Source organism: Pantoea graminicola (assembly GCF_048452665.1).
Lineage (GTDB): Bacteria > Pseudomonadota > Gammaproteobacteria > Enterobacterales > Enterobacteriaceae > Pantoea.
Map to the genome: position 1 here is coordinate 271,591 of NZ_JBLWSJ010000003.1, position 14,435 is coordinate 286,025.

Genomic DNA, 14,435 nt, shown 5'->3' on the forward strand with positions numbered 1-14,435 from the left:
ATCCCGATAATGCCCGATTGCTGGGGTGCGTCATCGGGCTGGCAGGATTAAAAACGTCCCCGGCATGTTCTCCGGGGACGTTTTTCTCTTCAGACCCTGCACAGGGCACGTTACGTTCTCTGTCTCTGGCTGGCGAAACCCGAATCAGGGAACGGTCAGCCATCCGAATCGCTGATTACTTCAATGCGGCCAGCGCAGCGTCATAATCTGGTTCGGTCGTAATTTCGTTAACCAGCTGGCTGTAGAGCACCTTATCGTTCTCATCCAGCACAATCACCGCCCGCGCGGTCAGACCTTCCAGCGCACCGTCAGCAATTTCCACGCCATAATCATATTTGAACTCTGAACCGCGCAGCGTCGACAACGTTACCACGTTGCTCAGGTTCTCTGCGCCACAGAAACGTGACTGGGCAAAGGGCAGATCCGCAGAGATGCACAGCACCACGGTGTTGTTCAGTTCGCTGGCGGCCTGGTTGAATTTGCGGACCGATGAGGCGCAGACGCCGGTATCCACGCTCGGGAAAATGTTCAGAATTTTGCGTTTTCCTGCATACTCAGAGAGCGCGACGTTAACCAGGTTCTTTGCCACCAGCGTAAAGGCTTTGGCTTTATCGCCAGCCTGAGGAAACTGACCCGCAACCGGTACCGCGTTACCCTGAAAATGAACAGTCTGAGACATAGTGATTCCTTTTGATGAAAAAAAGATCTGACACAAAACCGTGAAAGATAGCCGTTGTTTATGACATAAATGTTAAGGGTTTACGAGTTCAATTGTGGAATTTAACGTGGCGGTCTGTCACCCATTGTGGAGTGGAAATGAGAACGGTAAAAAGTTATCCCGAAGCCTGGCCGTTACATACGCCGTTTGTCATCGCTCGCGGAACCCGGACTGAAGTAAAAGTGGTGGTGGTGGAAATTGAGGAAGATGGCGTCAAAGGCGTCGGTGAAGCGACACCCTACGCCCGCTACGGTGAAAGTGAAGCCTCGGTGCTGGCGCAGATTGCCGCGATCCTGCCTGCACTGCAACAGGGGATGACGCGTGAGGCGTTGCAGCAGGCGCTGCCTGCCGGCGCGGCGCGCAACGCCATTGACAGTGCGCTGTGGGATCTCGCCGCGCATCAGCAGAACAGCAGCCTCTGGCAGCTGAGCGGTGTGAATGCGCCAGCGGATGTGGTGACGGCACAGACCGTCAGCATTGATACACCCGAAGCGATGGCCAGCAGCGCCCTGGCGCTCTGGCAGCATGGCGCGACGTTGCTGAAGATTAAGCTGGATAATAATTTTATCACCGAGCGCCTGATGGCCATCCGCGCCGCCGTGCCGGAGGCGACGCTGATCGTGGATGCCAATGAATCCTGGCACGCTGAAGGGCTGGCCGCGCGCTGTCAGCTGCTGGCGGACATCAATGTGGCAATGCTGGAGCAGCCTCTGCCCGCCGGTGAAGAAGCAGCCCTGGAGAACTTCATCCATCCGCTGCCCATTTGTGCCGACGAGAGCTGTCACACCCGCAGCAGCCTGGCGGCGCTGCAGGGTCGCTACGAGATGGTCAATATCAAACTGGATAAAGCGGGCGGGCTGACGGAGGCGCTGGCGCTGGCGGAGGCCGCACAGCAGCAGGGCTTTGCGGTCATGCTCGGCTGTATGCTCTGCACCTCGCGGGCCATCCGCGCCGCACTGCCGCTGGTGCCACAGACGCGCTTCGCCGATCTCGACGGTCCGACCTGGCTGGCGGTGGATGCCGAACCGGCGATTAAAGTGCGCAACGGGCAGCTGATTATTTCTGCCAGCGCAACAGGTTAACCATCATCTCCAGATAGACCTCGGTGGCTTCATCGACCGACACGACCGGCATTTCAGCGGTCACGCAGGGCAGGCTGAGATCGTTGCACCAGCTGCCGAACGAGCCGGGCGTGTCATAGCCGACGCTGCTGACGCGGGGAAGGCCGGTGTGGCTGGCCAGCCAGCCCCCAATCTCCACCTGATGCGGATCGTCAATACAGCCCAGCGGTTCGTGCCAGGAGACGATCCAGCGCGGTTTCAGCTGATGAATCAGGGCGCAGAGCGCCTGGGTTTCCGGCTCGGAAGCCGGATGAGTGCCGGTGGAGAGCGCCACGTCGCGCGCATCGGCAGCACTGTTCCAGCGATAGACGGTATCGCCTGACTGCCAGTTCGCCGCCGGAAAGTTGCGGTTGAGATCGACGCCATTGGCGTTGGCGCGCAGCCCGAGCTGACAGCCATCCGGATTAACCGCCAGCACCACATGGTGCCGTCGCATACCCTCGGGCAGCGTCCGTAACGCGGCGGAGAGGGTCGCAATGGCCGCATTCTCATCACCGTGAGTACCGGCCAGAATCAGACCACTGTCGGCATCCCCCAGCAGGGCCGGAAACCACAGCAGGGGAGCGCCCAGAACTGAACGGCCATACTGCTGATACGAAACGTCCAGTTTGCCGCGCAGCGGACGCGGATGGAGTGGCGACATAGTGATTTCCTCAAAGGGTTTTATTAAAAGTAGCGGAAAAGCGGGATGCGGAAAATAGCTATTTATCGATCAGCCATTTGCGTTAAAGTGCCCTGCACAAGCTGCATCGGCATCAGGCTGATGCAGCGCTTCTTTGGGTAAAGGAGTGATCATGGTCAAGACCTTCCGCATGACGCTGGCAGCCATCAGCCTGAGCAGCCTCATCACACCCGCCATCGCGGCGAATCCCCCCGCTGGCGCGCCACTTGCTGAACAGCAGCAGATTGTCCGCCATATCAAAGATGAACCGGCGTCGCTCGATCCGCTTAAAGCCGTGGGACTGCCCGAAATCCAGGTGATCCGCGACCTGTTTGAGGGGCTGACTAACCAGGATGCGCAGGGCAAAATTGTGCCGGGCGTGGCGCAGAGCTGGAGCAGCAGCGATAATAAAACCTGGATTTTCACGCTGCGGAATAACGCACGCTGGTCAAATGGCGATCCGGTGACCGCCCGGGATTTCGTCTACAGCTGGCAGCGTCTGGTCGATCCTAAAAACAGTTCGGCCTTTGCCTGGTTTGCCGGATTAAGCGGGATTGAGAACGCCGCAGCAATCACCAAAGGCGAGATGACGACCGATAAGCTGGGCGTGGTGGCGCTGGATAACAGCCGCCTGAAGGTCACGCTGGATCGGCCGGTGCCCTGGTTCCCGGCGCTGGTGGCCAACGTCGCGCTGTTTCCGGTGCCTGAGAAGGTTATTACGCAGCAGGGCGACAGCTGGACAGCGCCTGGTAAACTGGTCGGCAACGGCGCTTACCAGCTCAGCGAGCGCGTCGTGAACGAAAAGATCGTCCTCACGCGCAATCCTCACTACTGGGACGATGCGCACTCGGTGCTGACAAAGGTCACGTTCGTTCCGATCAACGAGGAGTCGAGCGCCACCAAACGCTACCGCGCCAATGATATCGATATCACTGAATCCTTCCCCAAAGAGATGTATGGGCTGCTGAAGAAAACTCTGCCGGGCGAGGTCTATACGCCCGACCAGCTGGGCACCTACTACTATGCGTTTAATACGCAGAAGGGGCCGACGGCCGATGTACGGGTGCGCAAGGCGCTCTCCTGGTCTATCGACCGGAAGATTATCGCTGAAAAGGTGCTGGGCACCGGTGAAAAACCGGCCTGGCACTTTACCCCTGACGTGACGGCGGGCTTTAAGCCGCTGCCATCCTTCCTGCAGCAGCACGATCAGAACAGCCTGAACGCGCAGGCCAGAGCACTGCTGGCCGCCGCTGGCTATGGCCCCGGCAAGCCGCTGAAACTTAAACTGCTTTATAACACCTCTGAAAGTCATCAGAAGATTGCGATTGCCGTTGCTTCGATGTGGAAAAAGAACCTTGGGGTGGATGTCACGCTGGAAAATCAGGAGTGGAAAACCTACATCGACAGCCGCAACAGCGGTAACTTCGATGTTATCCGTGCCTCCTGGATTGGCGATTACAACGAGCCTTCGACCTTCCTGAATCTGCTGACCGCAGGAAACAGCAGCAACATCTCGCGCTTCAGCAATCGTGATTACGATGCCGTGCTGGCCAAAGCCAGCCGAGAAACCAGTGACGAGGCACGCAACAGCGATTACAACCGTGCCGAACAGATCCTGGCTGACCAGGCACCCATCGCCCCCATCTATCAGTACACCAATGGCCGTCTGATTAAACCCTGGGTCAAAGGCTACCCCATCACCAACCCCGAAGATGTCGCCTACAGCCGCGAACTGTGGATTGAGAAGCATTAAATCAAGAGGCAGATGGCCGTTTTACCGGCCATCTGCTGACATCTTTCTACACAGCGCGGCAATTGCAACTCAACGGCGTGACGCTAGACTGTATCGTATTGATTTTAGTAGTGAGGCGAAGGTGTGGACGTAATTGAAGGAAAAGCGTTGCAGGTGTCGGATGCCATAATTTCCTGCCAGCTGGATGGTAAGGGCGGGATGATCCCGATCGCGGAAGATGAGGTGATCCAGTGTGAGCAGCCCTGCTGGCTGCATCTGAATTACACCCACCGCAAAAGCGCAGAGTGGCTGCAGTCGACGCCGCAAATCCCGGATACGGTGCGCGATGCGTTAGCGGGCGACAGCATGCGCCCCCGTGTCAGCCGGCTGGGCGACGGTTTTATGATCGTGCTGCGCAGCGTCAATCACAACAGCGATGCGCGTCGCGATCAACTGGTGGTGATGCGGGTCTTTATCAACGACAAGCTCATCGTCTCCACCCGGCGGCGTAAAGTCACTGCGGTCGATGAAGTGCTGACGGATCTGCAGAACGGCAACGGCCCGATTGACTGCGGCAGCTGGCTGGTGGATGTCTGTGATGCCCTGACCGATCACACCAGCGAATTTATCGAAGAGCTGCATGACAAAATCATTGAGCTGGAAGATGCGCTGCTGGACCAGCGGATGCCGGCACGGGGCGAACTCGGCCTGCTGCGCAAACAACTGATTGTGATGCGTCGCTATATGGCGCCGCAGCGGGATGTCTATGCCCGGCTGGCCAGCGAAAAGCTTGGCTGGATGGATGACAGCGAACGCCGCCGGATGCAGGAGATCGCCGATCGTCTGGGGCGCGGGCTGGATGACCTGGATGCGGGCGTCGCGCGCACTGCGATCCTGGCCGATGAGGTCGCCTCAGCAATGGCGGAGTCGATGAATCGCCGCACCTATACGATGTCACTGATGGCGATGATTTTTCTTCCTGCAACCTTCCTGACGGGGTTGTTTGGCGTCAACCTGGGCGGGATCCCCGGCGGCAACTGGCACTATGGCTTTCCGCTCTTCTGTCTGCTGCTGGTAGCGCTGGCACTGGGCGTGGCAGGCTATCTGCGTAAACGGCGCTGGCTGTAGCCGGGCAGGGGGACACGGCGGAAAATCGCGTCATCCGGCCGGAAAACCGGATTAAAAAGGCAAAAGCTGATCGATATCAAGAACCCGATGCGGCACCTGACGCAAACTCTCTTCCGCAGGTGAATGCAACGTCAAGCGATGGGCGTTGCGCTCCATATTGTCATACTTATATTTTTAGAATTATTGCATAGCACAATTAATTCGAAACATGCCGGCCAGTGCGCCGGCTTTTTTTTTATCCGCCTGGCCCCGATGGCGTTTCTTACCTAAGCTTAAACTCCATTCGCAAGAAAAGGAGTACGGCATGAGCGCGATTTTTAACAGCGAGCCGATCCCGACGGATCCCACCCCGATTCCTGACCCGATTCCACATCCCCAGCCGCAACCCGATCCGCCGGGTGACCCGGAGTTTCCACCGATCATGGATCCGCCGCCACACCGCAATATATAAAAAAAGGGCGTGCTTCCGGAGCACGCCCTTAACCTGTCTGGTGCTTATTTTATCTGGAGCACATCCAGACGTGCGCTGATATCCGGTGCATCCTCATCAACTTCGCGCCAGCCTGCAGGCTGAGACGGCAGGGTTTCGCGGTCAAACGCCAGGTCGCCACCATCCACGACCGCATCACCATGTTTAATGCCTTTAAAATCGAACAGGCCGAAATCGGCCAGATGCGAGGGCACCACGTTCTGCATCGCGCTGAACATGGTTTCAATACGGCCGGGATAGCGCTTGTCCCAGTCACGCAGCATATCGGCCACGACCTGACGCTGCAGGTTCGGCTGAGAACCGCAAAGGTTGCAGGGGATAATCGGGAACTGACGCGCTTCCGAGAAGCGGATGATATCTTTTTCGCGGCAGTAGGCCAGCGGACGGATCACAATCTGCTTGCCGTCGTCGCTCATCAGTTTTGGCGGCATGCCTTTCATCTTCCCGCCATAGAACATGTTCAGGAACAGGGTCTGCAGAATATCATCGCGATGATGGCCGAGTGCGATTTTGGTGCAGCCCAGCTCTGTTGCCACGCGATAGAGGATGCCACGACGCAGGCGCGAACAGAGTGAACAGGTCGTTTTTCCTTCCGGGATCTTCTCTTTAACGATGGAGTAGGTATCTTCTTCGATAATCCGGTACTCAACCCCCTGCGCTTCAAGATACTGCGGCAGGATATGCTCCGGGAAGCCTGGCTGCTTCTGGTCGAGGTTTACCGCAATCAAGCTGAAGCTGACCGGCGCGCTCTTTTGCAGACTGCGCAGAATTTCCAGCATGGTGTAGCTGTCTTTGCCGCCCGACAGGCAGACCATGATGCGGTCGCCTTCTTCAATCATATTAAAATCAGCAATCGCTTCGCCGACATGACGACGCAGACGTTTCTGCAGCTTGTTAAGGTTGTACTGTTCTTTCTTGTCAACCGTTTGATTATCTTGCATTTTTACCTATCTCTGAATCCAGAAAGCACAGCGGAAGGGCAGATTATGGCGCGCCTTCAGCCAGACACTTCACTGCGGTGTCACGAATATGCAGCGTATGGTACGGATTGTTGCCGCGAATGCCAGTACCGGAGTAAAGATTCAGCGGAAAAGGGCGAAGTCTCAGGGCAGGGCTGGCAGGGAGGAGCACCCGATGAGATACGCGCCGCTCTCCAGAATCAGCGTCGTAAAGGGCAGGCTGAAGCAGCCGTACGACGCCTCAGCTGGCGGGCACATTCAGCCACTGACAATCGATTTCATCATTCTGAGTTGAACAGGAGGGGGGTGAGCTCTGAAAGGCATGATCACGCGCGCGATCAATTTTTGCGGCGCAACCCGCAAGCATAAAAATAGCCGCGACGGTTAACAGAAATTTCATCACAAAAAATCCGGTAAATAAAAATAGCATGCACCGCGTTTAATCAATCCCGGATAAACGGCGTCCGGTTTCTGTTTCTGATAATCTGATCCCCGTCAAATTAATTCACTTTCGCCCTGCGGGATATTAAAAAAAAGAGTCGCCCCGGGTTTTTAGGGGATCCGTCTGAAAGTGGGGCGCTGTTGAATATGCGTTAATCCGAAAGGTTTATAATAAAGATCGCTTTGCAGAAACCGGGAAATTTCTTCACGTCTGCCAGTTCGCGACACGCGTATCCGCCTGTGACAGCGCAACGGAAGCGGGTGAGGGTTTCGTTAATTTAAACAGCGTATTGTAAATAAATGCCAGGCAGGCGTTAAGCTGAAACGGCGTGCATTGCGTATCGCACATTTCGGCAATACAGCCTGCCAGGGAAGCCGTTAAATAATCGGCTATCAAGGTAAATTAAATTTTAAGGTCTATGAGATATCCCTGTAACATTCAAAAAATAAAAAAGTACGGCATCCGATTTATTACGATGCTCATTCTCTTTTTACTCTGCTATGTTGCGGTGATGCATTATGCTGTGTTGTTGCTGGTCAACCGTCACGGCTTACTCCATTTTCTGCTGCACTGAATGTGAAACGATTAGCCGCAGGCTTTAAATATCCAGCGATAGGCGTGATGCAGAAAATGCCGGAGCATCTCCAGAAATCCCTCTGCACCCTCCTCAGCCAGACACTGTCCGGTCTCCAGCGCATTATTCACAGCGTTGCGATGATCGAGAATCATCATGATGGCGACCACGCCTGCAATCAGGGCAATGACGAGCACGCTTATCAGCGTCAGGCCTTTTTTATGCGTGGCAGCGGAGAGGGCAACCTCAGGTTGGTCAGAATGTTGGCGCATATTTCCCCGTTGAAATAGTAACGTTAAAAAACCATCGCGGATTATGGCATTGATTATCGGCAGGCTCTATGTCTCAGGTCAGGCTGATGACACATCTGGCGGTAAAAAAAGATTTACAGGAAAAGCGGGCGGTTGCAGTAACCGCCCGCTGTCACGTTCAGGAGTCAGACTGTGAGGCGTGGGGCAAAAATGGGATCACATCATCTCCAGCGACTGAACGCCTTTGATCTCCATGATCTTGTCATACAGATGTACATCGTTAGATCGACGGGAAAGCGTTACCTGAACGCTCAGTTCACACAGGCCGCTCTCCGCATCGCGGTTAATCACCGTGACATTGTTGTAGCGAATGCCTTCCCGCTGCATAACCAGCAGTACCAGCGGCACACTTTTGGGCTTCAGAAACACCAGCAGGGTATGGTGTTTGCCGATCAGCAGATGGCTCAGGCGGCGGAAGGCCTCCAGCACCAGCAGCGCCAGCACTGTGCCATAAATGCCGATCTCATACATGCCGCTTCCGATCACCAGACCGATGGCGGCGGTGACCCATAAACCCGCCGCGGTGGTTAATCCTTTCACCACCTGCTTCTGAATCATGATGGTGCCAGCACCCAGGAACCCCATGCCGCTGACTACCTGAGCGGCGATACGGCTGGGATCCAGCGCGACGTGGTCGCTGGTCAGCATGTCAGCGAAGCCATATTTTGACACCAGCATAAACATCGCACTGCCAATACCGACCAGAATATGGGTTCGCAGGCCCGCTTCCTTGGCGCGCATCTGACGTTCAAGGCCGATCAGACCGCCGAGAATGCCGGCCAGCGCAATGCGAATAAGCATATCCATCAACATGGCTTTACTCCGAAATGATAAAGGCCGAAAAAGAGTGACAGTTCAGTCATAACAGGTAAACAAGATAATTCTGCTTGCAAATGACGCCGGAGAATTTTGTAAAAAGCTGTTTCACCTCTCGACCCCTTGTACTGCCTGACATATGCTGAGCCAGCCTTTAACCCCTATTCCCGGAGTCCGACTGATGAAAGCAGCCACCTTTTTGCTGGCCGGTGCCGCATTATTACTTTCTGCCTGCAGCAGCCACAGCGATGATAATGAGCCACCGCAACAAGCCACCGCCGCCCATATCCAGCCACGGGTAGTGATGTCTTCCCTGGCAGAAAGCAACTGTGCCAATGCAGGTGGAACCCTGGCGTTTTCACATCAGCTGGATGGTTCGCGCGTGGGGATGTGTCAGTTAGTGAATGGTCGCCGCTGTGATGAACAGGCGCTGATTGGCGGGAACTGCGCGCGCTGATAAACAGGCCGGATTGCACCGGCCCGCTTACTCAGGCAGAGACCCGGTTCGGACACGCTTCGCCGCGGTCGAGCTGGCTGAGATTATTCAGTGTGGTTTCAGAAATGGCGGTCAGTGCTTCGGCAGTTAAAAACGCCTGATGGCCGGTAAATAGCACGTTATGACACGCCGACAGACGGCGGAAGACATCGTCCTGAATCACATCGTTCGACTTATCTTCAAAGAACAGATCGCGCTCATTCTCATAGACATCCATGCCGAGCGCACCAATCTTCTGCTTTTTCAGTGCGTCAATCGCCGCCTGGGAATCAATCAGGCCGCCCCGGCTGGTGTTGATAATCATCACGCCATCGCGCATCTGATTAAACGCCTCCGCGTTGAGCAGATGATGATTTTCCGGCGTCATCGGGCAGTGCAGCGTGATAACGTGAGACTCGGCAAACAGCGTCTTCAGATCGACATATTCTGCACCCAGTTCCCGCGCCTGCTGGCTGGGATAAGGGTCAAACGCCAGCAGCCGCATACCAAACCCTTTCAGAATGCGCATCGTCGCCACCCCGATTTTTCCGGTCCCGATCACGCCCGCGGTTTTCTGATACATGTTAAAACCGGTCAGACCGTCGAGGGAGAAGTTCGCATCACGGGTGCGCTGATAGGCGCGATGGATGCGGCGATTCAGGGTCATCATCAGGCCGATGGTGTGTTCCGCGACCGCTTCCGGTGAGTAGGCGGGCACCCGTACCACCTCCAGGCCCAGCTCTTCAGCCGCAGCCAGATCCACATTGTTGAAACCGGCGCAGCGCAGCGCGATAGCTTTTACGCCCAGCCCGGCCAGCTCTTCCAGCACCGGACGACTGCCATCATCATTGACAAAAATACAGACGGCATCGCAACCCACTGCGGTTTTCGCCGTGTTCTCCGTGAGTAAAAAATCAAAAAAGAGCAGTTCAAAACCAAACTGCTGATTAACCTGCTCAAGGTATTTCTGATCGTAATGTTTAGTGCTGTAAACCGCGATCTTCATGGTTGTGCTCCTGCAGAGTGATAAACCAAGGATAACGTTTTCTGGCTGACTTTGCTGAAAGAGCTGACCGGCGTCTGGCGCAGACCTTCACCTCTGGCAGATTACATGCCATCATTCCTGTCAGGATACTGTAAGGAAAAGGATTATGGCTTTCATGCCACGGATTTTCCGGCGACGGCTGGCGGCGATTCTGGCGCTGATTTTGCTGCTGCTCGGCCTGATGCTGACTGTGACTCAATGGCTGCCGCGACTGGCCGGTATCTGGCTGCCCGCTGAGACCCGTATTGAGCTTGCTGGCGCACCACGCTGGCGCGACGGCGGCCTGTGGCTGCCGCAGATCCGCTATCTGGCGGCGGACTGTTCACTGGCCACCGTCAAAGCTGTGTCACTGGGCTGGCATCAGTCGCGCTGGAAACTCAATGCAGCGGAACTGACGCTGGACAGCGCCTGCCTGCAGAAACTGCCAGCCAGTGAGCCAGACGCAGCCGCCCCCAGAACCCTGGCCGAATGGCAGGCGATGCTGCCCGGTGCCGATGTGCATCTGGGTAAAGTGGTCGTTGCGCCGTGGCAGACCTATGCGGGCTCCCTGGACCTGACGCTGGAAAAAGATCGCCAGCAGCTGACGTACCAGGGAGAGAATCTGCAGCTGGCGGCAACCCTGACCGGCCAGCAGCTGGCTGTCACGCGTTTGCGGTTTACCCATCCCGCACTGCCTGAGCCGATGACTCTCAGGGGGAATCTGCAGCTGCCTGCTTTCGCCACAGACCTGCCGGTGCAGGGCGAGGTCGCAGGGCAGCTCGCCCTGGCAGCACTGCCGCATCCTCTGCAGCTCACGCTTAACTGGCAGCAGCAGCAGGGTGAACTGCGTGTGGCGATGGCGGAACAGGAGAAACCGCTGCTCCGTTTACCGTGGCAGATAAGCCGCGATCAGATTCAGATTGAGCAGGGCGAATACGCCTGGCCGCTGGAGGCGCAGCCGCTCTCCGGGTTCGTTAACCTGACGCTGAATAACTGGCAGGCGGGCCTGGAGGGCAGCCAGATCACGGGGCGGATCAATCTGCTGACCCGGGGACGTGGCGGCAAGGGCAACGTCGTACTCGGCGTGGGGCCGGGTAACCTCAGCCTGACGGACAGCAACCTGCCGTTTCAGATCACGGGGGAAAGCAAACTGGCCGCCCTGCAACTCTACGGATCGGTACCGGGCCGGCTCAGCGGCTCCCTGCTTGACCCTCAGCTGGTGCTGCAGCCCAAATCGCTGCTGCGCCTGAAGGGCAGGATCTTGTCCACGCTGGAGGTGGATGAGGCGCGCTGGCCGCTGGCGGGGGTTCGGCTCTCGTCGCAGGGGATCGATGGCCGCCTGCAGGCGATCCTCACCGCGCACGACGCCAGTTTTGGCCGTTTCCGGCTCCATCTTGATGGCCGCGCCACCGACTTCTGGCCCGATAAAGGCGAATGGAACTGGCGCTACTGGGGCGGCGGCGAGATGCTGCCGCTGCAGGCGCGCTGGGATGTCAAAGGCACCGGTGGCTGGCACGATACGCTGATCCATCTGGACACGCTCTCCACCGGCTTTAACCAGCTGGCCTACGGCAGTGTTAACGTGGCCTCTCCGCGTCTGACGCTTACGGAACCGGTTAACTGGCAGCGCGATGTGGCGCAGCCTTCCTTTAAAGGCCATTTCCGTTTGCAGGCGGGCGAAACCCGCTTCAGCTATGGCGGCCGCCTGGCCGCGTCCACGCTCGATTTTGAGGCTAAAGGCCGCGACCCCGGCTATTTTCTCTGGCGGGGCGAGTTAAAGGCCGGTCGTGTGGGGCCGCTGCGCGTCAATGGCCGCTGGGATGGTGAGCGGCTGCGCGGTCAGGCCTGGTGGCCGACCCAGTCGCTGACGGTCTTTCAGCCGCTGCTCAGCCCCGACATGAAAATGCAGATACAGGATGGCAGCTTACAGGCGCAGGTGGCGTTTTCGGCCGCGCCGGATCAGGGATTCGAGGCCGGAGGCCACTGGCGAGTCAGACAGGGCAGCGTCTGGACGCCCGACAGTCAGGTTAACGGCATCGACTTCTCGCTGCCGTTCCGCTTCAGGGCCGATCACTGGCAGTTCGGCCAGCATGGCCCGGTGTCGCTGCGGATCGCGGAGATTAAAAACCAGTTCGCGATGCAGAATATTCGCGCCGACCTGCAGGGTAACTGGCCGTGGTCTGAAGCGGCACCGCTGACGCTGCAGAATGTCAGCCTCGATCTGCTGGGCGGCCAGATTACGCTGCCCGCGCTGCGGATGCCGCAACATGAACCCGCCCGGGTGTCGCTGCGTAACATCAGCCTGAGCAGGCTGGTGACGGCGCTGAAGCCCAAACAGTTTGCCATGTCGGGCAACGTCAACGGCGAACTGCCGTTATGGCTGAACAACCCACGCTGGCTGATCGAGAAAGGGTGGATTGCCAACAGTGGCGCGCTGACCTTCCGGCTGGACAAGGATATGGCGGATGCCATTACCCGCAATAACGTGGCGACCGGCGCTGCGCTGGACTGGCTGCGTTATATGGAGATCTCCCGCAGCTGGGCCACAATCAATCTGGATAACCTCGGCGACCTCTCAATGGAGTCGCAGGTGCAGGGCGTCAGCCGCTTCAGCAACCGTCGTCAGACGGTCAATCTTAACTATCATCACCAGGAAAATCTCTTTCAGCTCTGGCGCAGCCTGCGCTTCGGCGATAATTTGCAATCCTGGCTTGAGCAACATGCGACGTTGCCGTCGAACAAGGACACTTCACCATGAGCCTGAAGGCACTACTGGTAATGGCAGCCGGACTGCTGAGCATCGGCTGTGTGCCGCGCATTGAAGTCTCGGCACCCAAAGAGCCCATCACCATCAACATGAACGTCAGAATTGAGCACGAGATCCATATCAAAGTCGATAAGGATGTCGAAGCGTTACTGAAAAACCAGAGCGGTCTGTTTTGAGGAGAGGAACGATGAAACGCATAAGCGTGGCGCTTTTACTCGCTTTGACGATGGCGCAGCCCGCCTGGGCGCTGACGCTGGATCAGGCGCGGAAATCGGGCCGGGTGGGGGAAACGCTCTCCGGCTATCTGGCCGCGCGGGCGCAGGATCCTGAAACCCTGGCGCTGGTGCAGCGCATCAATGCCGGACGTCAGCAGCAGTACCAGCGTCTGGCGGATCAGAATCGTCTCTCTGTGGCGGATGTGGCGAGTATCGCCGGGCAAAAGCTGGTGAGCCGCGCGGGCGCGGGCGAATATGTCCGCGGCATCAACGGCCAGTGGCTGAGAAAAGAGACGGACAGCGACATCTCGCCATAAAAAAACCGGGCGCGTGGCCCGGTTCTTTTCGGTGTCATCCTGAGATGAGACGCCGTTATGCCGTCACGATCTGCGCGATAGCGTCTTTGGCTTCTGCGGTCGCTTTGCTGGCCACTTCCGGACCGTATGCGATGCCTTCAGCAAACACGAACTCGACGTCGGTGATGCCGATAAAGCCCAGGAACAGCTTCACGTAAGGGGTCAGCAGGTCTGACGGGGTATCTTTGTGGATGCCGCCACGGCTGGAGATCACAACCGCCTTTTTGCCTTTAACCAGGCCTTCCGGGCCAGCTTCGGTGTAGCGGAAGGTCACGCCAGCACGGGCGATCAGGTCAAAGTAGTTTTTCAGCTGCGTCGGGATATTGAAGTTGTACATTGGCGCGGCAATCACCACTTCATCATGCGCCTGCAGTTCCGCAATCAGTTCATCAGAGAGGTTCAGCGCGTCCTGCTGGCGGGGGGAGAGTGGCGTATCGGAAGGACGCATCGCACCCACTAACTCGCCATCCAGAACCGGAATCGGGTTAGCGGCCAGGTCGCGTACGGTCACTTCTTTACCCTGCGCCTTAGCCTGTTCAACATAGAAGTCAGCAAGCTGGCTTGACTGTGAGTAACCTGCAAGGATGCTTGATTTCAGAACTAAAACTTTGCTCATGGTAATTTCCTGTCTGTTACGCGGAAGGGT

The 14,435-nt window shown here is 57.1% G+C and carries 15 protein-coding genes; 8 read left to right on the top strand and 7 right to left on the bottom strand.

Going from position 1 to position 14,435, the window contains the following annotated elements; all coding sequences use genetic code 11:
• Positions 1-175: 175 nt before the first annotated feature.
• Positions 176-679 carry a thiol peroxidase gene (gene tpx, locus ACNY69_RS08970; protein WP_111139485.1) on the bottom strand — a complete coding sequence of 168 codons (504 nt, stop codon included), beginning with the start codon at positions 677-679 and terminating at the stop codon, positions 176-178.
• A gap of 137 nt (positions 680-816) precedes the next feature.
• On the opposite strand from tpx, the gene ycjG reads away from it, so the two are divergent.
• A complete protein-coding gene (gene ycjG / locus ACNY69_RS08975; protein WP_418797990.1) occupies positions 817-1,800 on the top strand; it encodes an L-Ala-D/L-Glu epimerase in 984 nt (327 codons plus the stop codon).
• Here ycjG and mpaA read toward each other — a convergent pair.
• On the bottom strand, positions 1,775-2,482 hold the full coding sequence (gene mpaA / locus ACNY69_RS08980; RefSeq protein WP_418797992.1) for a murein tripeptide amidase MpaA: 708 nt from the start codon (positions 2,480-2,482) through the stop codon (positions 1,775-1,777). The genes ycjG and mpaA overlap by 26 nt on opposite strands.
• Positions 2,483-2,633: 151 nt before the next feature.
• Here mpaA and ACNY69_RS08985 point away from each other — a divergent pair, with 151 nt between their 5' ends.
• The 3 genes from ACNY69_RS08985 to ynaL all read left to right on the top strand — a co-directional run bounded on the left by ACNY69_RS08985 (position 2,634) and on the right by ynaL (position 5,811).
• Positions 2,634-4,253, top strand: a complete 1,620-nt coding sequence (locus ACNY69_RS08985; RefSeq protein ID WP_111139488.1) for a peptide ABC transporter substrate-binding protein — start codon at positions 2,634-2,636, stop codon at positions 4,251-4,253.
• Positions 4,254-4,376: 123 nt separating this feature from the next.
• A complete protein-coding gene (gene zntB, locus ACNY69_RS08990) occupies positions 4,377-5,360 on the top strand; it encodes a zinc transporter ZntB (RefSeq protein WP_111139489.1) in 984 nt (327 codons plus the stop codon).
• Between the two features lie 304 nt (positions 5,361-5,664).
• Positions 5,665-5,811 (top strand): proline-rich small protein YnaL, encoded by a 147-nt coding sequence (gene ynaL / locus ACNY69_RS08995; protein WP_167498275.1) that lies wholly within the window; start codon positions 5,665-5,667, stop codon positions 5,809-5,811.
• Between the two features lie 44 nt (positions 5,812-5,855).
• Here ynaL and ttcA read toward each other — a convergent pair whose 3' ends face one another.
• From ttcA to ACNY69_RS09010, 3 genes are all read right to left on the bottom strand, one after another.
• On the bottom strand, positions 5,856-6,791 hold the full coding sequence (ttcA, locus tag ACNY69_RS09000) for a tRNA 2-thiocytidine(32) synthetase TtcA (protein ID WP_111139490.1): 936 nt from the start codon (positions 6,789-6,791) through the stop codon (positions 5,856-5,858).
• A gap of 1,045 nt (positions 6,792-7,836) precedes the next feature.
• Entirely contained in the window at positions 7,837-8,097 is a 261-nt protein-coding gene (locus ACNY69_RS09005; RefSeq protein WP_293770197.1) for a hypothetical protein, read from the bottom strand.
• Positions 8,098-8,292: 195 nt separating this feature from the next.
• Positions 8,293-8,949, bottom strand: coding sequence for an MgtC/SapB family protein (locus ACNY69_RS09010; protein ID WP_111139492.1), 657 nt, complete (start codon positions 8,947-8,949; stop codon positions 8,293-8,295).
• A 184-nt stretch (positions 8,950-9,133) separates the two neighbouring features.
• On the opposite strand from ACNY69_RS09010, the gene ACNY69_RS09015 reads away from it, so the two are divergent.
• Positions 9,134-9,409 carry a putative hemolysin gene (locus tag ACNY69_RS09015; RefSeq protein ID WP_111139493.1) on the top strand — a complete coding sequence of 92 codons (276 nt, stop codon included), beginning with the start codon at positions 9,134-9,136 and terminating at the stop codon, positions 9,407-9,409.
• 31 nt (positions 9,410-9,440) lie between these two features.
• Here ACNY69_RS09015 and ACNY69_RS09020 read toward each other — a convergent pair whose 3' ends face one another.
• Positions 9,441-10,433, bottom strand: a complete 993-nt coding sequence (locus ACNY69_RS09020) for a 2-hydroxyacid dehydrogenase (protein WP_111139494.1) — start codon at positions 10,431-10,433, stop codon at positions 9,441-9,443.
• A gap of 145 nt (positions 10,434-10,578) precedes the next feature.
• Here ACNY69_RS09020 and ACNY69_RS09025 point away from each other — a divergent pair, with 145 nt between their 5' ends.
• Genes ACNY69_RS09025 through ACNY69_RS09035 form a run of 3 tightly spaced genes read left to right on the top strand, consistent with a single transcriptional unit; the run spans position 10,579 to position 13,750 of the window.
• Positions 10,579-13,209: a YdbH family protein gene (locus ACNY69_RS09025; protein WP_418797996.1), complete on the top strand. Its 2,631-nt coding sequence runs from the start codon at positions 10,579-10,581 to the stop codon at positions 13,207-13,209.
• Complete coding sequence (locus ACNY69_RS09030; protein ID WP_111139496.1) at positions 13,206-13,394, top strand: YnbE family lipoprotein; 189 nt, start codon at positions 13,206-13,208, stop codon at positions 13,392-13,394. The genes ACNY69_RS09025 and ACNY69_RS09030 overlap by 4 nt, the downstream gene beginning before the upstream one ends.
• An 11-nt stretch (positions 13,395-13,405) precedes the next feature.
• Positions 13,406-13,750, top strand: coding sequence for a YdbL family probable chaperone protein (locus ACNY69_RS09035; RefSeq protein ID WP_111139497.1), 345 nt, complete (start codon positions 13,406-13,408; stop codon positions 13,748-13,750).
• Between the two features lie 55 nt (positions 13,751-13,805).
• Here ACNY69_RS09035 and azoR read toward each other — a convergent pair whose 3' ends face one another.
• Complete coding sequence (gene azoR, locus ACNY69_RS09040) at positions 13,806-14,405, bottom strand: FMN-dependent NADH-azoreductase (RefSeq protein WP_293770184.1); 600 nt, start codon at positions 14,403-14,405, stop codon at positions 13,806-13,808.
• Positions 14,406-14,435 lie beyond the last annotated feature (30 nt).

Bases quoted from the DNA above. Each gene is read 5' to 3' on its own strand.
- ACNY69_RS08985 (WP_111139488.1), top strand. From the start codon at position 2,634: ATGGTCAAGACCTTCCGCATGACGCTGGCAGCCATCAGCCTGAGCAGC.
- ACNY69_RS09025 (WP_418797996.1), top strand. From the start codon at position 10,579: ATGGCTTTCATGCCACGGATTTTCCGGCGACGGCTGGCGGCGATTCTG.
- ynaL (WP_167498275.1), top strand. From the start codon at position 5,665: ATGAGCGCGATTTTTAACAGCGAGCCGATCCCGACGGATCCCACCCCG.
- ACNY69_RS09020 (WP_111139494.1), bottom strand. From the start codon at position 10,433: ATGAAGATCGCGGTTTACAGCACTAAACATTACGATCAGAAATACCTT.
- ACNY69_RS09030 (WP_111139496.1), top strand. From the start codon at position 13,206: ATGAGCCTGAAGGCACTACTGGTAATGGCAGCCGGACTGCTGAGCATC.
- azoR (WP_293770184.1), bottom strand. From the start codon at position 14,405: ATGAGCAAAGTTTTAGTTCTGAAATCAAGCATCCTTGCAGGTTACTCA.
- ACNY69_RS09010 (WP_111139492.1), bottom strand. From the start codon at position 8,949: ATGTTGATGGATATGCTTATTCGCATTGCGCTGGCCGGCATTCTCGGC.
- tpx (WP_111139485.1), bottom strand. From the start codon at position 679: ATGTCTCAGACTGTTCATTTTCAGGGTAACGCGGTACCGGTTGCGGGT.
- ACNY69_RS09015 (WP_111139493.1), top strand. From the start codon at position 9,134: ATGAAAGCAGCCACCTTTTTGCTGGCCGGTGCCGCATTATTACTTTCT.
- ACNY69_RS09005 (WP_293770197.1), bottom strand. From the start codon at position 8,097: ATGCGCCAACATTCTGACCAACCTGAGGTTGCCCTCTCCGCTGCCACG.
- ACNY69_RS09035 (WP_111139497.1), top strand. From the start codon at position 13,406: ATGAAACGCATAAGCGTGGCGCTTTTACTCGCTTTGACGATGGCGCAG.
- mpaA (WP_418797992.1), bottom strand. From the start codon at position 2,482: ATGTCGCCACTCCATCCGCGTCCGCTGCGCGGCAAACTGGACGTTTCG.
- ttcA (WP_111139490.1), bottom strand. From the start codon at position 6,791: ATGCAAGATAATCAAACGGTTGACAAGAAAGAACAGTACAACCTTAAC.
- ycjG (WP_418797990.1), top strand. From the start codon at position 817: ATGAGAACGGTAAAAAGTTATCCCGAAGCCTGGCCGTTACATACGCCG.